Below are 22,056 nucleotides of genomic sequence, written 5' to 3'. Positions count from 1 at the left end.
CTATTTGGTGTTATATGTTTTCTGTTTCTTAGTTATCATGTAAATATTATACAACTAAATTAGTAGAGTCTTGCCTAGAGAGGTAAGGCTCTTTTATTGTATGTAGTACCTGGAGATGAGCAAACTACATACAATACCTCTTAGGTTTTTCAGATCACTTTGTATAGTTCCTTGTTTAGAACACTAATTCCTAGCATTGAAAACAGAATTCTATTGATAAAAAATATGTTTGTACTAGATACATATTACAAAGACAAGCATAAATTATATTAGATTTTGGCAAAATCTTATTGACTTGGAAAAGGATTTAAATCTTACTTATAGATTTGATTCCTTTTCATATACCATAATCCTTATATTGCTACGTAAACATAATACAGTAACAATGATTTAAAAGCAAGAATTTTAGTAGCGGTACGTTACACATCCATCAATTTAAGAGATTTCTTCAGGTAAGCTAATAAGAAGTTATTACAGAACATTGCAGTAGATTTTGCTTGCATTAACCGCTGAGGATACAAAAAGGCTCTTGAAAGAAAAGGGGAATATATGAAAGCTCTACAGCTTACAAGGTGAAAAAGAGACTCATTTTAAAACTGTTTTAACATTTTATTCTTATGAAGTAATAAAATAGAAAGTGAAGGGTAGTAGTTTACAATTAATGAGGGATAAGCAAAAATAATTGTTAACAATATTAAGTGTAGCATCTTAATTGTAAAATCTTTTATTTTCCTGCAAGTACAATCCCTGTTAAATAAAAAATACATCTCTATAGAGATGTATTTTTTATTGTTTTTCTATTTTAGGGTGTTAAAAAATTTTTAAGTTAATGGATGTGAAGTCACGCCACATAATAAAAAGGTAGGAATATATTAAATATATTTAATATATTCCCGCCTTTAATTTTATGAGTTTAGCATCTACGATCTAAATATAACAGAAGGTAGTTTTCTTTTATACTTCTATATCTTTCCCTTCTGCTACCACTGTATCTCGCCACAACACAAGTAGTTGTCTAAATTCAGAGGTCTCAATTTTACATTGGTTATTTGGGGCACTCATAAATAAGTTAATAGCACTGGTGTAATTAGGTTCAATGTAGACTGCTGCTACGTTCCCTTCTATTTCATATTGCGGAACTTTTTGGTCTACTACATTATCTAAAATTTGTATATACTCATCTGCTTCATCATCTAAAATATCTTCCAAGAAATGAGAAATTATAGAAATTTCTTTTGGCAAACGTATTCTTAATCCGCCAAGTCCATCACGATAAAATTCGTATGTATATTTCATTTTTTCCCTCCTAGTATAAACAGGATATTCTGTTATTATCTCATTATTTTGTATAATCATTTCTACTTTAAATCCGTGGGATGTTTGTCCTACATATCTAACTGTATCGACTTGAATCTTATTATCGTATGCTTCTTTGATAGAATCAAGTACCTGTACTCTATCCCAATCCTTAGGGAAAAATGAAGAAAGCGCGTTTTTTGTTTCACCGTCTACTTTTACTTTTGCTCTATATACTCCCGCAGAATTTGGTGCATGGGTAATTCTAACTATTTCTCCTCCACCCATCATACTTTCATGGTGATATCCAACAGCTTTTAGTCCCCACCATTTTGTTTTAGTTCCCCATGAAAAAGGTGCTCCATAAGTGATGAATCAAAACTATACGGAACATTGCCACCATTAGTTCTGCTACTATTAATTCTTCCACTACTAGCAAATTGATAGGTAGAGAGTTTTTCTTCAGCTTGTTTAAAGTCTGGTGTGTCAAATCTAGATCGCAAACCATCTCCACCAGCAAAAGCAAATCGATCTTTTAATGGTAATGGATTTGAAATAGGGGGGAGATGCTCTGAAAATCTTGTTAATTGTACAGAGCCTCCAAGGGAAGTTACTTTTCCAATTTGACCTGCTCCTTTATCTCCAATCCATCCTAAACCAAACTCTATAAAAATATTTGTTCCCCATTGCACCCATACCTGCTACTGGCATAACTTGCTTCGTAACTTCAGTATTTGTTCTAATAGTTCTATTTCAACTACATCTGTTGAAGAGATTCTTAATTGAAATTCGGTAAGAAAAGCTTCATTCTTATCATTAAGAGCTATCAATTCCTTACTAGAAATATTTGATACATTGAAATATTCTTACATGGTATAATTTCCTTGATGATTTTGGAACTAGAAGGGGTTTAAATGATGGGAAACTTTCAAAGTAATTTTCAAACAGCTACACAAATTGCTACACAAATGAAAAATGCATCGGATACAATTCAAGGTGCGACAAATCGTTCTATAACAAAGGCGAGCCGTACTACACTATCTGTTAATGCTCAGGCGCAAGAAGTGAATCAACAAATGCTAGATTTAACTAGACAATTTTGTGGGGCCTTTCAACAAGCAATTGATAATATTCATTTAGTAGCTAAGGATTTTGAAAGAATGGATAACGAACTACAAAAGACATTTCGCTAATATGGCAACCTACGGTAAAGGGAGAATAAGATGAGTCAAGATGTGGAAAAACAAATAAATGAATTTAATCATGAATTACGGATAGTATTTGAAAAACAGGATCGAAATCAAAAAGAGATTCAAATCCAGAGACAAGCAGAAATGGACTTTCACGAATTGAGAAATCGAAATAATCGTTTATTTAATAGGATTTTAGTAACATGGCATGGTGATAAAGATGTTTCTCATTTTTTTATGAATAAGCTTCAAGAGTCGCAACATATTGAGCGGAAATTAACATTGGAATTGGAAAATCAAAAAGAAACATTACTTAAAGAAAGACGCAATCTTATTGATTTAGAAACCGACCTTACCTATCGGCAACAGCGATTAAAAAGGGAGGACAAAGCATGAGTTTAAATATGTATTTAGGGGAAGTACAAAATCAGACCCAAAGCATGAATGCTGTATGTGTCGCTACTATCCAAGCTATGGAGCAAGCAATCCAATCAATTGATACCTTTGCAACTGATACAGTTTTACAAGGGCAAACATATAGTAGTGCAAAAATATTTTTTGTCCAAACTTTTCGTCCTTTAGCACAAGGTATCATTTATTTATGTGAAGAATTAATCCGTCAAAATGATGCATTTCCAAGCGATTTTCAATCACAAGTTGCTTCCACAGATGTCATTGAACAAGAAATAAGAGAGCAAATTCAAGAAATTAATCGAATGGTAGCAAGTATAGAAGCGATTAGTATTGCTACAGTATTGCCTGGAATAGATGCCATGGTTATTGTTTTAGTCGAGATGAGAAAAAAACTGCAAGAAAAATTAGAGCATCTATATGAATTTAACTATACGTCCAGTAATAACTACCACACAGCTCTTCAACTTGTAGCTAGCCTTACTGCCGGCCTTGCTGAAGTCCAAAGTGGAAAAGGATTTAGTCCTGTAAGTGGTACGTTTAGTACACAAGGATTAAATATGGATTGGACCGTTTCGATCCAAGAAATTGCTGATGAAAGAAAACGTCAAGTTGATAATCTTTTAAAGGAAGGATCAATGGAAGAGGGAGCGGTGTGCAAGAAACCTCCTGAAAAATCTACTTCTGAAAAAATTATAGATGGTATTTTAGAAGGTACGGGTCAAGCAGTTGAAGATACAATAGATGGTGTTGTGGCACTTGGTAAATGGGAAACATGGGAGAACATGGGGTACGCTTTTACTCATTTAAATGAAACCTTACCTGCTATGTGGAACACATTATCAGATTCGTTTATTAATGATGTAATAAATGGAGACGCTGAAAGTCGTGCTAAGTGGGGAAGTTATGCTTTTACACAAATTGGACTTGGACTTATTGGTGATAAGGGGATAAGTAAAGTCACTACATTAGCAAAAGGAGCAAAATTCTCTACAGGAATGTCTTCTTTCGTAAATAAATTGCCACTGACGGATCGGTTGGCATTTGCAGGTGCAAGTGGATTTGGAAGCAATCAAATAAAAACATTTGAAGTTTTACGCAAAGCTCGTGAAACATTTATGTTTTCCAAAACTAGTGGAAGAAGTAAAGTTAAAGATGTTCAAGAAGTAATTCAGGAATATGCAGATAAGGTTCTTGATAGAGTAGAGGTGAAAAACGAATATCCTGATTCTTATACAGCATCTCAAAAATTACGTGCAGAACTTAAAGATGCAGGAGTTGACACACCTCCATATCCTAATGCGGCACATCACATAGTACCTTGGAATGATAGTAGGGCTGTGGAAGCTCAGGAATTATTACAAGAGATAGGGATAAGTTATGATGCTGCGGTCAATGGGGTGTTTTTACCATATAAAATAAATGATTATGTAACTACTGAAGTTTTACATATAGGTAGCCACTCAAAAGAGTATATAAGAGAAGTAACAGAAAGATTGAATTCTGTTATAGAAATGGGTGGTACTCAAGCTGATATAGCTGAAGTGTTACATGGGATAAGAAGAGATTTATTAGAGGGTAATTTGCGATTAAATGAACCCAAGAAATAACTATATAAATGGCAATAATAAAGGAGAATATATATGAAGATTTGGCAATTAAAAAGCTCGACTGATGATTATGAAACCTTTCAATTATTGAACTATGAAGAGGATAAAAAATATTTTAAAACTGGTTTTAATTCTATGGTAAGTTTGTCAGATTCGTGGACGCCTAAGTTTATTGAGGTAACAGATGAAGGGAAATCAAGCGATTCTCCTATTTTTTGGGGAAAGTCTGGTGTACAAATAATTAGTGAAAAAGCCAAGAATGTTTTAGAACCTATAGTAGGAGATAATATTGAATTTTTACCATTAATTCATAAACAAACAAACAAAAAATACTATGCTATGCATGTTTTAAGGGTGTTGGAAGCACTTGATACTAATAAAACAATCTTTGATAAGTTAAGTTCAGGTTTAATAATAGGATGTAAAAAATTTGTATTTATTCCTTATGTTGTCCAGCACGAACCGATTTTTAAATTGAATATAAATGGGAAGGTACATCCTAACTATCTTTTAGTATCAGATCAATTCAAAAATGCAATTTTAGACAGTGAATTAAAAGGTTTTCAATTTACTGAAGTGTGGGATTCAGAAGAGGGTGCGTAAAGAAATTTAATCTAATTTAATTAGATTAGTAATGTGAATCCATATCTAATAGAGTAAAAAATAAGAAGCTTATGCACTTGTATAAGCTTTTTATTATGAATAAGTATAGAAAGTGATGGTAATTTATATTCAAGATATATTTTAGAATCACAAAGTAAATAGTAGTAAACGATTTTTTGTTACGTAATATTATATTTTACTTTAGAAGATAAAAGAATAGTTAAGGGGAATAAGCATGAAAATATGGGTATTAAAGAGTGTATTAGATAACTATGAGTCTTTCCAGTTATTAAATTTTGAAGAAGACCACAAAAAATATATTGATGGAAAAATAAATTCGATAACTCATTTAACAAATTCATGGGGAAAAATATATATAGAGTGTATTGAAGGAGATAATCATAGTGATTTGCCTAAATTTTGGGGAGGGACTGGTGCACCAATGATTAGTGAAAAAGCCAAGCAAGTACTTGAACCTTTAATTGGTGATAATGTTGAATTTTTACCACTCTTACGCAATTCAACTAGTGAGGTATATTACTTGGTCCACGTGTTGAATGTACTAGATGCAATTGATGGAGATAAAGCAATCTTTAAAAAACTGATTACAGGCCTTATAGTAGGCTGTGAAAAGTTCGCATTTGATTTTAATATGGTTCAAAATGAAATGATTTTTAAAGTTTACATAAATGGAAAAATTCATCCGACGGTTGTCTTTATTTCAGACGAGTTGAAGGCACTTATTGAACAAAGTGAATTAAAAGGTTTTGAATTTATTGAAGTGTGGGATTCGGAAGAGGGTGCCTAAATAATCTAATAAAATGCCCCTATATCTAATAGAGTAAAAAATAAAGCATTAAATTCAAGAAACTTACACAATCGAAAAGAAATATAACTATTAAATTTACCATATGCATAAGTCAATTATAAGATCAGGGAAATTCAAATTTTGTAAATGTTATCCATTTTTGTAAAAGACATTCATTGACACTTGTGTATATAAGTAACTATACTCGTTACATTAAATTGAATGCGTGATAATACGATTTCATTATTATTACTAACATGTAAATATAAAAATACAAAATCTCAATTTGATAAATACAATGGTAGAGGTGTTTATTTTAATGAAGCACAAATTAATTGCAACAGGTATCCTTGCAGGAGCTATATTATCCTATTCTTCTAATATTTTAGCAGATACTCATAAATTCCCTGATGTTCCTACATGGGCGGACAAATCCGTTAATTATTTAGTGGATAAACAGGTATTAAATGGTTATCCAGATGGAACTTTTGGTTCAAATGAATCATTAGACAGAGCTTCGGCTACAAAAATTATGACAAAAGTTTTAGGTATACAAATTGATCCTAATGCAAAACCATCTTTTACAGATTCACAAAACCACTGGGCTACTCCGTATATTGCTGCTGCTGAAAAAGCTGGTATTGTTAAAGGGGAAGGTAATGGAATCTTTAATCCATCCGGAAAAGTAACTCGTGCTGCTATGGCTACGATGCTAGTAAATGCATATAAACTACAAAGCACAGCAAATCATAACGAGCAGGTTAGATTTGAAGATTTAAAAGGGCATTGGGGAGAAAAATATGCCAATATTTTAATAGATTTAAAAATTTCTAATGGCACCGAGAACGGTTGGCAACCAAATAGATTTATAACACGTGCTGAAGCTGCTCAACTTACTGCAAAAACAGATATGTTACAACAAAATTTAAACGATGAAAAAGAGGTTATTACTGCTACCTCATATGAAGATTTAAATTTAACAGTGGCTTCGAAAATTACAGCTCAAGAGATTGATAGTTTTATTGCAAAATATCATTCGGATAGTCCTTTAGTTGGCCATGGGCAAGATTTTATCAATGCACAAAATCAATATGGCGTGAGTGCTCATTATTTAGCAGCGCATGCGATTTTAGAATCTGGATACGGAAAATCAGAAATCGCATATCAAAAACATAATTTATTCGGTCTACGTGCATATGATGGAGATCCGTTTAAATATGCGAAATATTTACCAAGCTACGGCGATAGCATTGCTTATAATGCTAATTATGTACGAGAAAGATATTTGGAAGAAAGTGGTATGTATTATAACGGGCCAACATTAACTGGCATGAACGTGAAATATGCATCAGATAAAGGCTGGGCTACAAAAATTGCGGGTATTATGGAACGTATTAAACCGTTTCGTGTAGAAGACTATACATATGCAAAAAAATTACCAAAGAATCCTGAAACATTAGATGTCGACGCGTTATCTAATGAAATTCCATATAAAATGTATGCAGACGGTTCAAGCTCAAATATTGTATCATCAGCTACTTACTATCAGGTACCTTATCCATTTAATTTAAAAATTAAAAGTAGACCAGATGTAGCTGTCGAGGAGAATAAAGTTGGTACAGTAACTCCTGGAACAACCATCTTTATTTATCGTGAAGATCCAAATGGATGGGTAGAATTCTCTTTTGAAGCTAATGGAGAAAAATACTGGACATTAAAAAGTAAATTAAGTATGTAATTAAAAAGATCTATTTCATTACTTTTAATCGTTTAAATTATAATCACATATAATTGAGAGACAAGTTTTTTACTTTCTTAAAATAAAGTTATGTATACAAGAAAAGTTAGAGAATTATTTTCTCTAACTTTTCTTCGCTAGTATTTGAAATTAAAAAGATGGTGGAGTTACTCCAAATATAACAGTGACTTTGTTTAAAGAAGTGTTTTCCCATTTATGCTTTGCATAAGGTGGGATTTTAACACTATCACCTGTATTGAGAAGTAAAACCTCATCATTTAGATATAGTTTCACTTGACCTTCCATAATAAATGCTATTTCTTCCCCTTTATGTGCCACAGGCTCCATAGATGAAGCAGTTTGAGGTAACAGATTCATTAAAGCCAATTCTAGTGCTCCATCTAAATTAGGAGATAATAGCTCATACGAAACATTGCCGCTTTCAGGAAAAGTTATTTTTTTCCTTTGGTTAGCTCTTACAACTAATTCTTCTGTATTGGTATCCTCTAAGAAAAAATTAAACAATGGAATATTTAATGCTACAGAAATTAATTTTAGTGTTTGTAATGAAGGATTTGTGATTCCTTTCTCAATCTGACTTAACATGGAAGGTGTTATATCAGCTAACTCTGCTAAACGCTTACTGGTTAATCCGGCACCTTTTCTAAATGCCCTAATTTTGTGACCAACATTAATATCGTTCATATATGTAATCCCCTTTAAATAAGTAAATGAAATTAAATTTTGGTTAATTTTATTTACTTATACTTAATATATTGTTAATATATACTTAATTATAATAAAGTATGGTTAATTTTAAAACATCATATGTACATATGGCAGCAGCTGCGAAAAAGTGGGAAAAAGATTTACTTAGAAACAAAGGGGCTACTATTTTTGAATATACAGCTGGTTATAGTAAAGCAGTAGAAGAATGAGGAACATAAGTTAATAAGAATCAAATGTGCTATTTTATTAACGATGAAAAATCAAAGTATGTTTTTAAGGTAATGCAGTAGTTGCTACTCGTCTGAATAATTGATATACAAATAAAAGTTGATGGATCGCATCCTCTATTTGTATATCTACCATGTGGAGTAGGATTTGGTGGAGTTTCGTTTAGTTTGAAAATTATGGGATCATGTACATGTAATTTTTGCTGGGCCTACCCATTCTCCGTATATGCTAATAGGTATGATGACCGGATTATACGATGGGATTTCCATGCAAGATTTTTAATGAAAAGGATTCTAATAAGTAAAGGACAACTTAAGAGTAGACTTCAATGCTGTATTGTAAAATTTTTAAGGAAGTGAAAATAGTATGAAATCAGCTTTAAATAGTATTATGATCTCCTCGATTTTTGCAGTAGGAGGGATCCTTTCGCTTTTGTTTAATTTAATGGGGGATCAAGATTGGATCTGGAATTGGGTAGGGCTATTACTGGCATATTTATCTTTGGGCATTTTAATCGGTTTATATAATAAAACTGTGGATCACAAAACATTTCCTAAAATACTAAAAAGAACTTTGTTTATTTCCTTTAATGTTACTATATTAGGGATAATCATAGGGGTAACATACCAACTATTAGGAAAGTGGAATCTTACTATAATGATGTATTATTGGTTGATAATTTTATTATTACATTTAATTACTATAATAACATTAGTCATCCTAGTATTTGAAAACCGTAATAGTAAAAATTATAGCTTACTATATAGTTTTATTATACTTTTAAACATTGTCCTTACCTTAGGACCAGTATTATTTCCAGTAGTTCTAACTATTATAGGAAATGCCATGAACGCTAGTGCAGGGCACTAATTTTCACCTATACAGATTATTATTAAGATAGAAAGAAGATTATAATATGAAAATTAAGCTTAAGAAAAAGAGAATTATAAGTGTATTGTTGGCTATTACTTTAGTAGCAATAGGGTATTACATGTTTCAATCTATTACGAATCCTAAGCTGGTAAATGCGGAAGAGGCAAATAGTGTTCAGCAAGTGAGCAGTCTACCTAAAAATGAATTGAAAAAATTGATACCTAGTCGTTTTGATGGTAAAGAAAGAAAAGTTGCATATTTAACTTTTGATGATGGACCAGGAAAATATACAGCTAATCTATTAGATGTACTAAAGAAAAATGATGTGAAAGCAACATTCTTTTTAATTGGCGATAATGTGAAAAGGTTCCCAGATTTAGTGAAACGAGAGCATGTAGAAAACCATTATGTGGGCATGCATAGTATGACACATGATTTTAAAAAGCTATACACCAATCAGGAATATGTGAAGGAAATGAAAGAAGATCAATCTTTAATTAGAAACGTTATTGGAAACACACCGAAATTAACACGTCCACCATATGGATCAATGCCTGGTTTAAATGAATCACTTCGAAATGAAGTGGTAGGAAATAATTTGAAAGTATGGGATTGGACAATTGATTCTTTAGATTGGAAATACAATAAATTACCCGTTGATGTAGCAGCTGCAAAGATTGTTCAAAATGTCTTAGCAGGTGCGACGTCTTCAAAGGAAATTGTTTTAATGCACGATATTCATCCACAATCTGTCGCGGCAGTTCCAGCAATTATAAAAGGGTTAAAAGAAAAAGGGTACGAATTTGAAGCTTATGATGAGAACAATCATTTTCCAATAAACTTCTGGCATGATAATCGTATATAAAGAGATATATTAGTTAAAAGAAAATCAGAATGGAATAAGCAATTCATATAGGGTTTAAATATTTGTAAGAGCGTGTTTAGATAGATGAAAACACGCTCTTTTTACTGAACTATTTTATTGTAGATTTAAGTATAGGCTTTCTAATTTTAGAAAAATTTATATGATTTTTTCATTCATTTCTACATAAGCGTTGGATATTTAGTATGTTTGTCCAGAATGAAAAGAGTTTATTAAACCATTCATTATTCACGTTCTTCTTCATATATTTGTACCACAATTATTTTTTTGTTGTTAAAACTAGTTTTTAAGAAGCATATGTTTTAGCAATTGTAGAAATTCTGTATCACTTTTATCATCTTTTATATAATCCTGTTCGTAGTTAAAAATCATTCGTACTAACATAAAAGCTGTAAGCGGTAATGGTACCTTATGCAAAGCTCCTTGCTGATAACCTTTTTCGAGTAAATCACTTATCATGTTAATTGCTTCTTCTTCAGATTGTTTAAAACAAGTTGTAATTTCAGGTGAATGGTACTCTTTATATTCTTGAAAGAGTGTAGAAACAAACGGATCTTGATGATATTCTAGGCTGATATAATGAAGAATTTTTTGTATTCGAAGTAAAACATCTTTTTCTTCTTTATATAAATTAAATAATTGTGAGCGTTTGAGCTGAATATGACGCATATAGCAGTCGCATAATATTTCAGTTTTATCTGTATAGTAATAATAAATAGTACCTTTACCAACTTTAGCTGTCTTTGCAATTTCATCAACTGTTGTGTTACGGACACCACGCGTAGAGAACAGTATTGTGGCAGATTGAATGATTTTCATCTTTTTATTTTCTTTTTCTAATTTGATCATTGTCTACACCCTATCCTTGAAATATTTAGCGAAGTTTTCTGTCTTTACATTCTGTATCAGTTCATTTGTAATTTTGTAACTCCTAATAGAAAGTCCTTTATTTGCTTCTTATAGAATAACATACACCATTCTTATTTCTAGTATATAACTATAATAGAATGCAACTTTATAACCTAGGGATAAAGTTGAAAGTTTGAGGTAATAATTTTTATAATCGGACGATGAGAATTCAAGTGAAAGGGGACAGTGATTTCTTTCTTGAGTGAATTATTTGATTTTTTATTTAATTCATTTTATTATATAAACATGACTAAAAGATGTTTTTAGTCGGATTTTTTTACGGAAAACCGACTGATATTGGATTTTAGTCGGTTTCTATACTATTTGAGAGAAGGTAGACACTATGTGTGGAATTGCAGGGTGGATAGACTGGTCTAAAGACCTGTCTCATGAACAAGAAACGTTAAAAAAAATGACAGATGCTATCATTCACCGAGGACCTGATGCAGAGGGGCATTGGTTTTCAAAACGAGCGGCATTAGGTCATCGACGTCTCATCGTCATTGATCCTGAAGGTGGCCTTCAACCTATGCTGTATAAAGATAGAAATGATACGATTGGCCTTACGTTCAATGGAGAAATTTATAACTATCAAGAATTACGTAAAGAACTTGAGGAGAAAGGTCATGAATTTCAGACCAAGTCAGATACAGAGGTATTACTACATGCTTACTTAGAGTGGCAAGAAGATTGTGTTCAACACTTAAATGGGATTTTTGCTTTTGGTATTTGGGATGAAAGATTTGGGAAATTGATGCTTGGTCGTGATCATCTAGGTGTGAAGCCTTTATTTTTTGCGCAAAGGGGAAGCGCAATTCTCTTTGGTTCAGAGTTAAAAGTTTTACTTTCGCATCCGCTTGTAGATGCAGAGGTAGATAAAGAAGGACTTTCTGAAATATTTTGTCTTGGACCAACACGTACTCCTGGTCATGCTATTTTCAAGGATATACATGAAGTGCGTGCTGGGCATTACATGACGTTTACCTCTAATGGCTCGACTACGACACAGTATTGGAAACTTGAAAGTAAAAAACATGTAGATGATATTGATACAACAGTTGAAACAATCCGTTCCGTTTTACAAGATACGGTAAAACGTCAGTTAATTGCTGATAAACCAGTGGTATCTATGCTTTCCGGAGGTTTAGATTCCAGTGGTTTAACAGGTTTAGCAGGAAACGAATTTGGGAATAAAGGGGAACGTCTTCATACATATTCCCTGAATTTCATCAATGATGAAAAAGACTTTGAGCAAGACTTCCTTCGTTTTGATCGTGATGAACCTTGGGTGAAACGTGTGGCTGAATATGTAGGAACAAAGCATCATTCTATAGAGTTAGGATCAGATAGTTTAATAGAGTATTTATTAACTCCAATGCGAGCGCGTGATCTACCTGGAGTTGGAGAACTAGAAACGTCTCTTTATTTGTTATTTAAGGAAATGAAAAAAGATGCAACAGTTGCACTTTCAGGCGAATCCGCAGATGAAGTATTCTCAGGATATCCATGGTTCCATCAAGAGAAGTTTCTAGATGCAGAGATATTCCCTTGGAGTGTTAATTTATGGTATAGTACAGAAATTTTATCAGAAGATTTTAAAGCGAAGATTAGCCCTGAAAAATATCAAAAACAAAAATTTGAAGATGCAGTTGCTGAGGTTCCCTTTTTAGAAGGTGAAAGTGATCTGCAAATGAAGCAACGTCAAATGTCTTACATGTTTATTACACGTTTCTTGCCATTTATGCTAGAACGAAAAGATCGCACAAGTATGATGAATGGCTTTGAAGTACGAGTTCCATTTTGCGATTACCGACTTGTAGAATACCTATGGAATGTCCCATTCGAAATGAAAAGCATAGACAATATTGAAAAAGGTATTTTACGTAGAGCTTTTGAAAATGTACTTCCAGAAGATGTACGTTATCGTAAAAAAAGTGCATATCCAAGCACTAAGGATGCCTCTTATCTACAAGGTATTAGTGATTGGATGTTACATGTGTTGAACAATCCTGAATCACCTATTTTGCCATTAATTAATGTAGAAAGAGTTCGTGCTATTGCAGAAGGAAACGACGAAGTAATTTCAGGTAATGATGCAAGAGGTATAATAGATTATTTACTTCAAGTTAATAGTTGGCTTCAGGAATATAATATTAAATTAGTATGGTAGATGTAATTTTCAAATAAAGAGAATAGCTGAAACATTAATGACCTTAGTAAACCGCATTTCCAATGGATTAGATAGTTATCTAATAATTGGAGATGCGGTTTTATAAAAAATAATAATATGTTTATAAATGTAAAACCTACGGAAACTTTTCCTGTGGGTTTTTTAAGTAGTTTTTACGAAATTATGAGTGTTTTTTATTTTGTATTTCAATAAGTTCATCTTGTACCATTTTTATATAATATTCTTTTTCTGTTAGTTCAAATATAAATAATGCTTTTTTCCAGTTATAAACAACATCTTCTACATTGTGTTGTTTAATCTTTAATAAACACTGACCTTTTAAATAGAATAGTTCACCTAATAGGTATAAAGTATTTAGATTAATTGCTAATTTGATGCCCCTATCAATGTATTTTATTGCCTCTTCATGTTGATATGTGAAGTCTAAACATTTTGCTAAATTGAAAATGATTTTTAATTTAATTTCTTTATCCCTAGGAAGATCTAACTTATTAAAATTAGTTAAACATCTTTTTAATATCGTAATACTTTTTTCATATTCTTTGTTTTCTCCATGAAATATAGCCATTGTTTGCATAATATGTATTTCTCTTTCTGATAAAAAATCAGAATTGGTTAAAGTTAGTTTTAATGCATGATTTAAAAGAGTTAAAGCAGTTTTTGTTGATCTATTTACCTCAAATATAGCGATTGCTTCATGCCATATTAGAAATTGTTTCTCTTCTTTTGTTTGAAAATTATTTAAGTTTTTCTCTTTTTTTACTATTTCATAAAGTTCTTTATATTGTTTTTGCTTTAAGCAATCTTTTATTACGTATTTTACATTTTCTGTATATTTTAATCTTTTGTTTTGAGTTAGTGCAAATATATGATTCGGATCAATGCCAAGTCTTTCTGATAATTGATATAACAATATGCTAGATGGATAAATCACACCTTTTTCGATCTTGCTAATTTGACTTTGTGAACAAATTCCATGACACAATTCGGATTGTGATATGTTTTTTTTTATTCTAAGTTCTTTAATGGTAATACCCAAATCGTTAAATTCCATTTTTTCACCTACTATTTAGCACTGTATTAGTATAAGAGCTTTCTCTAACTTTTAATGTAATGTAAAATTAATATATTTACAATTATTATTTGTTTTAAAGGAATTACCGTTTCCATAGGATGGTGAGGCTTTTATTATGTACAAAAAAAGACACCCTAAGGTGCCTTCCTCCGACTTGAACCACGTTCATTTAGTATAAACTTATCCGTATTATCCCTTTGTTATACGTGTAAACACACCCTATAAAACAGAATCGTCTATATACACCAGATTGTTAGTTTACAAAGTACAAGAGATTTGAGATCAGTATTAGAGTGACGCGACACCTTCTAAAATGATTGGTATGTTACGCCTTTCAAAAGAATCTGCTTTATAGAATGTATCCACGTTTATTATTTTACTATATATAAAATTCATTCGGTGTATTTTTTTCGGATATGTATAATTGCATAAAGTTGATGAAAAAATCAGAGTATAATTTGGATTGTGTAATAAAGATAATGCCCACCTACGGAAATAGGTGGGTTTTTGTTGGGTATTACTATCTCATTGCACACAAGGGAATTTCTATTAAAATCATAGCATATTTTTATAGCTCTTATATTGAGAAATAAAGAAAAGACACCCAAATAAGAGTGTCTTTTCCCTTAGTATTTTAGCAGAAGCAACTGCATCCAATAATGATTAAAAGTATAAAGAGTACAACGAGTAAAGCAAAGCCTCCAGCAAAACCGCAGCCTTCGCTGCAACTACCACCATATCCCATAATAATAGTTCCTCCTTTAGATAAGAGAAAAAGACTAGGGGCCATTCCATGTGTTTTAATGGGTTCACTTTACCTTATGTTTTTACGTATGAATTGAGCAGGTCCTTTTGAAAATAAAGGAAAGATAATTTAATGTGCTTCCCCTGAATGTTGTACACATTTTCTGAAAAATAAACTATTTAATTATATCGATAACGGGGTTATTTAATATAATGTATTAATCCTAACATAAGGGAGGATTAGCCATACAATTAGTTTGTTTTAAAGTAGTAAATGGACAATACTTTTTAGTTGTAGAAGGTATCGGAGATTCCTGCGCCAATTCCAGCGTTTGCTGCAGCTTTATTAATTGGTTTAGGAGTAATCCCGCTTTGTTCTTAATTTAAGGAATTCCAAACAGCTCTACCTTTCAATTGATAAACCCTTAAGCATATGAATGCTTGGGGGTTTTTATATTAAAAAAGAAAAGACGCCATAAGGCGTCCCCACAAATAGGTAGATAAGACTTTAGTTTTCCAATCTAAAGAAATTTTGTATCAGTTCTTTGAAAGTATATCATAATATCCAGTTGATTTATTATGCATCATTACATACTTCTCTCAAACCTTCTAGTTTTTATTTGATAAAATAGAATCCTAATATTACCAAAAATTAAATAAATATTTCTAAAAACCCTAAATATTTATAGGGATAACAAAAGTGATACATTTAAGGTGCAAATTATAAAAAATATAAAAGGAGGGTGAATAAAGCGGTATTTAAAAAAGACTATTATAAACGGTGAGCAGTTATACAGGTTATATGAACCTGAATCTTGTTAAAAAATGATACTCATTTGAGTGTACTTTCTGATTTGAACCACCTTGATTAAAATAATGAAGAATCATCATTCGTTTATTCTGATTTCTGGAAAAGTTTTAATAGATTCATGTTGAACAAACATACTTTTTAGAAAGAGGAGAGATTATTGATGGATAGTCAATTACTATATCAACAGCAAAAAAGAGAAAAAGCAATTGTGATTGGAGCTGGTATTGCAGGCTTACTTACTGCACGCGTGCTTTCCAGTTATTTTGAGACAGTGATAGTTGTTGAAAAAGATGAGTTACCTCAAAAACCATCTGAACGTCCAGGTACACCTCAAGACTTTCATCCTCATCGTGTATTACCACGTGGAGAAATAATTATGAACCGTTTCTTTCCTGGATATGTTGATGATCTATTAAATCTAGGGGCCCATAATGTCAAAAATGATAAAATGATTCGATTTTCTCCGTATGGGACACTGGAACTAGTTATAGAACGAAAAGGTGCAGCAAGCAGTCGAGCATTGTTAGAATGGACAATCCGCCAACGTGTGCAAGAAATTCCGAATGTACATTTTTATTCAAAGCAAGCGGTGAAAGGCCTTTTAGCTTCGTCTGATCACAAGCGTGTTATTGGAATTAATATTCAAGAACGAGACGAATTAAAAACAAAGCGAACTGTGTTAACCGATTTGGTAGTTGACACATGTGGTCGTCAATCTAAACTCAATAAATGGCTTACATCTATGGGATATGATGTTCCAGAAACAGAACGTTTAAAGGTGAATTTTGGATATAGCACGAGATATTATAAAGTACCTTCACATATCAAAGAGAAATTGAGTGCAATTTCTGAAGGAGATCCTGCTAAAAAAGTTGGTGCTGTAGGGTTATTATATATTGAAGATAACATAGCCCAAGCACTACTATTTGTTGCTGGAGGTACGCACTATCCACCAATCAATTCAAAAGAATATGAAAAAGAACTGGACTCATTAGTTACCCCTATGATGAGGGAGTTAATTAAAGAGTTAGAACCAATTAGTGTCCCAAGAGGATTTAGAGCGCAGGAGTCAACTCGTCAACATTTTGAACAAATGGAAAATTGGCCATCAGGATTATTAGTGTTAGGTGATGCTTTTTGTAACTTTGATCCCATTTATGGACAAGGGATGACTGTAGCTGCCATTGAAGCTGAAATGTTAGATACTTGTTTAAAAGAACATTCTACTCATAAACCTGGATTCGAACGCAAAGTGCTGCAACGTATGCAACAAGCTATTGAGCCGGCATGGTGGCTGAGTTCAATTGCGGATTTACGTTGGAAAGGTGTTGAACATGTAGGAGCCGTTCCGCTAAAAGGTGTGAAATTTGCACAGAAATATTTTGATTTATACCTTAAACAAGCTGTAAAGCAAGCGAATGAGGGTAATTCATCCTTGGTCCAAAAATATATAATGATGAATGGGCTAGTTCATTCGCCTCATGAAATCATTAACTCAGATATGTTAAGCATGTTAATCACTGGAGATGAGTCTTCGGAAGGGAACGAACTTTTGAACGAACTTGGAGAAGTAGATAAGAGATCACTGCAAGAAAGAATACATGAATTAATCCCTTCCTTTACATTAGCTTTTGAGAATAGTATTCCAAATCTGTTCTCATCCATTTCAATTTCTAATGCCAAATGAATAAAAGAAACATTGCTCTAATTAGGGCAATGTTTCTTTTATTAGATAAGCAGTATTTAATCAACTACTTTTTCAATTGTTGGCATTATAGCGATTGGTGGTAAAGAGTAAGTCCAAGCAGCAGCGTATACGTTTAATTTTTCACCTAATTTGTAGTTTTCACCATTGGATACAGGTACTCTTAAAATTTTATTTTGGGAAACTAGCTCCCACCAATTATTCTGATAATAAAGTGCTTCTTCTTTCGTAAAAGTATCAGCAACAATTAAGTAATTATCGTCTGCTGAAATAACATAGCCCGTGAAAGGTATTTGTATTCGTACCTGTTCCTCCTTAATTGGAGAAGTGTTATTGGCAGTATCCGCAGAAGCAGGTGTTAAGCCAAAAGTAAATCCGCACCCTAATGTTAATGTTGTAATTACTGTTAATAATTTTTGTTTTTTTGAAAACATAATAGAAAGCCTCCTTAAATTTTATTACCACACCAACACCTTTCTATTCATATAGATATAAAGCCTTTTTGTATTCAAATATTTAACAATTTTGTCATAAATAAAACAAAATTGTATGTGATATGTATTTTTTTAGAGTGATTTATGATATAATTCACTAGGTAAAGTATTTTCGTGGTTCATCTTTATATAGTTTTTTACCCTACTTACTCTGTAAAATATTATTGGTGAAGAGAGAATGTTTTCTCTCTTCTTTTTTTATTTGACGTTAATAATATCGATAATAAAGGATGTTTAATATTTTTTAGGCTACTTTGTTGTTGATAGTGAGTTTTGGTACTTATAATAAAATATGGTTTGATTAAGAGATTTAGTCTTGACGTACAGAATTTGCAAAATGTTGGTGTTCCGTCTTTATTTACATCAAATGTATTCCAATTTTAAATGAATTCAACATAATATTTTGTATCTATAATCCCAAAGGAAACTTTACATGGAAATGAAATTTTTCCTGCAGAAGCAGCCTGCATACAAGAAATTACCCAAGATTCCAATTCTAAAGGCAAGCGGTATACTTGAATATTACCATCACTGTTTTTTTATAGTTACAATCGGTGCATTTACTCTGGTTGTAGCAAAATCGTCCATTGTTATCATTCTTACTGCATTATTAAGGAGTTGGTTCAAGAAATATGCGGAGAATTGGATATTTCTATTGTTGCAATGGAATGCGACAAAGACCACGTTCACTTGTTCTTAAATACACCACCAACACTTAGTCCTGCTGATACAATGGCAAAAATTAAAGGAGTGACATCAAAACGTTTGAGAGAAGAGTTTCCACATCTTCAACACTTGCCGAGCCTATGGACGCGTTCTTATTTTGTTTCTACTGCTGGAAGTGTATCAAGTGAGACAATAAAACATTATCTTGAAAATCAAAAAACGAGGGGGTGAAACTTGTGCCACAAACCATCACGGTTAAAGTTAAATTGCTTCCAACAAAAGAACAAATCATGCTATTGGAACAAAGTAGCCACGAGTATATAAAAGTCATTAATGCCCTTGTATCTGAAATGGTTGAAGCAAAGAAAAGCACGAAGAAAAGTACAAAGGATATTGAGGCCAATATCCCAAGTGCGGTGAAAAATCAAGCAATTAAAGATGCGAAAAGTGTGTTTTCTACAAAGGTGAAAAAGAGTAAATACAAAATCGTTCCGATTCTAAAAAGACCTGTTTGTGTATGGAATAACCAAAACTATTCATTTGACTTCACACACATTTCAATTCCGTTTATGGTAGACGGAAAGTCAACTCGTTTAAAGGTTCGCGCTTTATTAATCGACAAATATAATCGCAATTTCGAATTGTTGAAGCACAAGTTAGGTACACTTCGTATCACAAAGAAATCTGCTAAATGGATTGCTCAAATATCTGTCACGATTCCTACAAACGAAAAAATGGGAACAAAGATTTTAGGAGTAGACTTAGGTCTCAAAGTTCCTGCGGTAGCCATCACAGATGATGATAAAGTTCGTTTCTTCGGGAACGGTAGGCAAAACAAATTTATGAAACGTAAGTTTCGCAGTGTTCGCAAGAAATTAGGAGAAGCTAAGAAACTGAATGCTCTTCGTCAACTTGATGATAAAGAACAAAGATGGATGCAAGACCAAGACCACAAAGTAAGTCGTGGAATCGTTGATTTTGCAACGGATAATAATATTTCTGTCATTCGATTAGAGCAACTAACGAACCTTAGACAGACGGCACGAACAAGCCGTAAAAACGAAAAAAATCTACACACTTGGTCATTCCATCGTTTAGCACAATTCATCGAGTACAAAGCGACATTAGTTGGCATAAAGGTCGAATATGTGAACCCTTCTTATACAAGTCAAACATGTCCGAAATGTTCTGAAAAGAACAAGGCGCAAGACAGAAAATACAAGTGTCAATGTGGGTTTGAGAAACATCGTGATATCGTTGGGGCGATGAATATTCGCTACGCAACTGTGATTGGCGGTAATAGTCAATCAGCCTAAGAACCTATATGGTCTGTCTTAGGAGGGGTGATGGCACATCCTCATCTTGAAGGCTGTTCAAAACAGAAATGGACTGCGAATGCTTAGTCATTCAAGAATCCCATCCGTTACACCGTAAGGTGTAGGACTTGCGGCTTTAGCCGTGGGAGTGTCAATGGGAAGATGTTCAACGTTGTATTAAAAACAACTGGAAAACTATGCCTCAATGGGCTAAATGGGCTTGCGAAGGTGCATGTGGTGATTGTCTTGGATGTCTAGCTGGTTACGCAATTGTTTGCGCTGCTAGTCAAATATAAAAAGAAGGGTGTGATTCCTCAAATGGAAATGTCTAAAGGAATACTGTTTTATAGACTAATATTGATTATTGCTTGTTTCGCATTAGTTGCCTTCACATATCCATCTGAATTCTCTAAATTCGCATTAATCGCAGGTATTGTTGGTATTTTTATTACACTAGATAAAATAATAGCAAAAGATAACAAAAAAAGAGTTTATCTCCTCGTATCATTACTCTTTTTAATCGGATTTGCTATAACCTTCTACTACACATTCTTATAAAAATACTTTACAATAGGCGATACTTCAAAAAAAAGAATCCTGATTTTTAAAGGATTCTTTTTTTTGCCCTCCTTCTCTTTTCCCCCCTTAACAAACCAGATTAGCTAGCCAAAACAGGATATGCGAAGGGTAGGGGGCAAAGCTGGGGTGTGGAAAGCCTTTTGACTATGTGTAATTATTTCACTGCCTCTTTTAATTCTTTTCCTGCTTTAAAAGCAGGTGCCTTTGAAGCCGCGATTTGCATTTCTTCACTTGTTTGTGGGTTACGTCCCGTACGTGCAGATCTTTCACGTACTTCAAATGTACCAAAGCCAAGAATCTGTACTTTATCTCCATTTGCTAACGCATTTGTGATTGTATCTAATAACGCTTGTGTTGCTGCAGCAGCATCTTTTTGTGTAAGTTCAGCTTTTTCTGCTACTACTTTTGTTAATTCTGTTTTATTCATTTTCTGCACCTCTTAATATGTAATTAGGTGACTATTATAACGTGTGTGTATTCATGACGCAATTATACTGTACTTAGAAAAGGCCATAGCAAGAGATAGAGGACAATGTCTGTGTAAAAGGCATAAGAAGGATATTAATTATCGCTTTAAACTCTGTTCATATTTCTTTACATCTTCCATGGTTTTAAATATTAATACATCAAAAATTCCTTTTTCATTCCCACATACGACAACAAAACCATCTGTTGCTTCCAAAACTCTACCGACGCCACCATCTGTAAGTGTAATACTGGTGATATGTTTTACGTTCAGTTTATCTTCTTTTTGAATGTAAGTAGTTATGGGGGTTCCTACAGGAAATGCGTCTGTGATTTCTTTTGTTGTATATGCGCCATCATCTACTGATTGAGTTTTAGTTGTAATAGAATCAGTTTGAGTGGCACATCCTGTTGAACATATTAAAAGAATGCCTGTAATCATACTTACACAAGCTGTTTTGACCATTCGCAAAATCCTCCTATAACTGTTCATATTGTCAACCCATCTAGGGTAACAAATTATATATACGAAGTTTGTTGGTTTATGCGAGTCGTAATTCAACAAAGATACAGGTATTTTGGCAGAATGTGTTTCAAACAAAAGAAAAGACACCCTAAGGTGCCTTACTGGGACTGGAACCATCGTAATATGGTATTGGGTGCCAACCCGAGTATTATTTTGCCACATTAAGTAATTTTAGTTGTTGAGAAATATAATTCAAATCTATATGT

The 22,056-nt window shown here is 32.8% G+C and carries 22 protein-coding genes and 2 pseudogenes; 14 read left to right on the top strand and 10 right to left on the bottom strand.

The features are described 5' to 3' along the window. Positions 1-954: 954 nt before the first annotated feature. Together MR143_RS21235 and MR143_RS21230 are read right to left on the bottom strand one after the other, a co-directional pair. Entirely contained in the window at positions 955-1,296 is a 342-nt protein-coding gene (locus MR143_RS21235; protein WP_000878118.1) for a hypothetical protein, read from the bottom strand. Positions 1,297-1,302: 6 nt separating this feature from the next. Next, a pseudogene (locus MR143_RS21230) lies at positions 1,303-1,985 on the bottom strand (EndoU domain-containing protein); the annotation flags it as partial. Between the two features lie 225 nt (positions 1,986-2,210). On the opposite strand from MR143_RS21230, the gene MR143_RS21225 reads away from it, so the two are divergent. From MR143_RS21225 to MR143_RS21200, 6 genes are all read left to right on the top strand, one after another. Continuing rightward, complete coding sequence (locus MR143_RS21225) at positions 2,211-2,489, top strand: TIGR04197 family type VII secretion effector (RefSeq protein ID WP_002083393.1); 279 nt, start codon at positions 2,211-2,213, stop codon at positions 2,487-2,489. A 30-nt stretch (positions 2,490-2,519) separates the two neighbouring features. Then, the gene (locus MR143_RS21220; protein WP_000076391.1) at positions 2,520-2,882 is read left to right on the top strand and encodes a DUF3958 family protein; all 363 of its coding nucleotides are present in this window, start codon (positions 2,520-2,522) and stop codon (positions 2,880-2,882) included. Then, positions 2,879-4,507 (top strand): AHH domain-containing protein, encoded by a 1,629-nt coding sequence (locus tag MR143_RS21215; protein WP_000056085.1) that lies wholly within the window; start codon positions 2,879-2,881, stop codon positions 4,505-4,507. Before MR143_RS21220 ends, MR143_RS21215 begins: the two co-directional genes overlap by 4 nt. Positions 4,508-4,540: 33 nt before the next feature. Beyond that, positions 4,541-5,110, top strand: coding sequence for an imm11 family protein (locus tag MR143_RS21210; protein ID WP_000708212.1), 570 nt, complete (start codon positions 4,541-4,543; stop codon positions 5,108-5,110). A 235-nt stretch (positions 5,111-5,345) separates the two neighbouring features. Next, positions 5,346-5,918 (top strand): imm11 family protein, encoded by a 573-nt coding sequence (locus tag MR143_RS21205; RefSeq protein WP_000708233.1) that lies wholly within the window; start codon positions 5,346-5,348, stop codon positions 5,916-5,918. Between the two features lie 319 nt (positions 5,919-6,237). Beyond that, on the top strand, positions 6,238-7,656 hold the full coding sequence (locus tag MR143_RS21200) for an S-layer homology domain-containing protein (protein ID WP_242280951.1): 1,419 nt from the start codon (positions 6,238-6,240) through the stop codon (positions 7,654-7,656). 150 nt (positions 7,657-7,806) lie between these two features. Here the strand turns inward: MR143_RS21200 and MR143_RS21195 are convergent, their stop codons facing one another. Next, entirely contained in the window at positions 7,807-8,361 is a 555-nt protein-coding gene (locus MR143_RS21195) for a helix-turn-helix domain-containing protein (RefSeq protein WP_000997925.1), read from the bottom strand. Between the two features lie 101 nt (positions 8,362-8,462). On the opposite strand from MR143_RS21195, the gene MR143_RS21190 reads away from it, so the two are divergent. From MR143_RS21190 to MR143_RS21180, 3 genes are all read left to right on the top strand, one after another. Next, the gene (locus tag MR143_RS21190) at positions 8,463-8,594 is read left to right on the top strand and encodes a hypothetical protein (RefSeq protein WP_000247047.1); all 132 of its coding nucleotides are present in this window, start codon (positions 8,463-8,465) and stop codon (positions 8,592-8,594) included. A gap of 385 nt (positions 8,595-8,979) precedes the next feature. Next, entirely contained in the window at positions 8,980-9,483 is a 504-nt protein-coding gene (locus MR143_RS21185; protein WP_000833537.1) for a DUF3902 family protein, read from the top strand. A 46-nt stretch (positions 9,484-9,529) separates the two neighbouring features. Continuing rightward, on the top strand, positions 9,530-10,351 hold the full coding sequence (locus tag MR143_RS21180; RefSeq protein ID WP_000694592.1) for a peptidoglycan-N-acetylglucosamine deacetylase: 822 nt from the start codon (positions 9,530-9,532) through the stop codon (positions 10,349-10,351). Positions 10,352-10,648: 297 nt separating this feature from the next. On the opposite strand, the gene MR143_RS21175 is transcribed toward MR143_RS21180, so the two are convergent. Beyond that, the gene (locus MR143_RS21175; protein ID WP_000593068.1) at positions 10,649-11,218 is read right to left on the bottom strand and encodes a TetR/AcrR family transcriptional regulator; all 570 of its coding nucleotides are present in this window, start codon (positions 11,216-11,218) and stop codon (positions 10,649-10,651) included. A gap of 403 nt (positions 11,219-11,621) precedes the next feature. On the opposite strand from MR143_RS21175, the gene asnB reads away from it, so the two are divergent. After that, positions 11,622-13,448, top strand: a complete 1,827-nt coding sequence (gene asnB / locus MR143_RS21170; RefSeq protein ID WP_242280950.1) for an asparagine synthase (glutamine-hydrolyzing) — start codon at positions 11,622-11,624, stop codon at positions 13,446-13,448. Positions 13,449-13,629: 181 nt separating this feature from the next. On the opposite strand, the gene MR143_RS21165 is transcribed toward asnB, so the two are convergent. Both MR143_RS21165 and MR143_RS21160 read right to left on the bottom strand, forming a co-directional pair. Further along, positions 13,630-14,523, bottom strand: coding sequence for a helix-turn-helix domain-containing protein (locus MR143_RS21165; protein WP_000395477.1), 894 nt, complete (start codon positions 14,521-14,523; stop codon positions 13,630-13,632). Positions 14,524-15,178: 655 nt separating this feature from the next. After that, entirely contained in the window at positions 15,179-15,289 is a 111-nt protein-coding gene (locus MR143_RS21160) for a YjcZ family sporulation protein (RefSeq protein WP_080029753.1), read from the bottom strand. 970 nt (positions 15,290-16,259) lie between these two features. Between MR143_RS21160 and MR143_RS21155 the strand changes: the two genes are divergently transcribed. Further along, positions 16,260-17,786 (top strand): NAD(P)/FAD-dependent oxidoreductase, encoded by a 1,527-nt coding sequence (locus tag MR143_RS21155; RefSeq protein WP_000378199.1) that lies wholly within the window; start codon positions 16,260-16,262, stop codon positions 17,784-17,786. Between the two features lie 56 nt (positions 17,787-17,842). Here MR143_RS21155 and MR143_RS21150 read toward each other — a convergent pair whose 3' ends face one another. Next, the gene (locus MR143_RS21150; protein WP_000491765.1) at positions 17,843-18,238 is read right to left on the bottom strand and encodes a DUF3221 domain-containing protein; all 396 of its coding nucleotides are present in this window, start codon (positions 18,236-18,238) and stop codon (positions 17,843-17,845) included. A gap of 440 nt (positions 18,239-18,678) precedes the next feature. Then, positions 18,679-18,910: pseudogene (locus tag MR143_RS21145) on the bottom strand (hypothetical protein); the annotation flags it as partial. Here MR143_RS21145 and tnpA point away from each other — a divergent pair. From tnpA to MR143_RS21130, 3 genes are all read left to right on the top strand, one after another. After that, entirely contained in the window at positions 18,857-19,195 is a 339-nt protein-coding gene (gene tnpA / locus MR143_RS21140) for an IS200/IS605 family transposase (RefSeq protein WP_472926436.1), read from the top strand. The pseudogene MR143_RS21145 and the gene tnpA overlap by 54 nt on opposite strands. Positions 19,196-19,200: 5 nt before the next feature. Further along, a complete protein-coding gene (locus MR143_RS21135; protein WP_242280949.1) occupies positions 19,201-20,280 on the top strand; it encodes an RNA-guided endonuclease InsQ/TnpB family protein in 1,080 nt (359 codons plus the stop codon). A 318-nt stretch (positions 20,281-20,598) separates the two neighbouring features. Next, complete coding sequence (locus MR143_RS21130) at positions 20,599-20,838, top strand: hypothetical protein (RefSeq protein ID WP_242280948.1); 240 nt, start codon at positions 20,599-20,601, stop codon at positions 20,836-20,838. A gap of 175 nt (positions 20,839-21,013) precedes the next feature. Here MR143_RS21130 and MR143_RS21125 read toward each other — a convergent pair whose 3' ends face one another. After that, positions 21,014-21,286, bottom strand: a complete 273-nt coding sequence (locus MR143_RS21125; protein WP_242280947.1) for an HU family DNA-binding protein — start codon at positions 21,284-21,286, stop codon at positions 21,014-21,016. 138 nt (positions 21,287-21,424) lie between these two features. Next, a complete protein-coding gene (locus tag MR143_RS21120) occupies positions 21,425-21,790 on the bottom strand; it encodes a hypothetical protein (protein WP_000241086.1) in 366 nt (121 codons plus the stop codon). Positions 21,791-22,056: the final 266 nt, after the last annotated feature.

Source organism: Bacillus cereus group sp. BfR-BA-01347, assembly GCF_022663835.1.
Lineage (GTDB): Bacteria > Bacillota > Bacilli > Bacillales > Bacillaceae_G > Bacillus_A > Bacillus_A thuringiensis_K.
The sequence above is the reverse complement of the archived record's forward strand: the minus strand, read 5'-3'. Positions and strand labels throughout refer to the sequence as shown.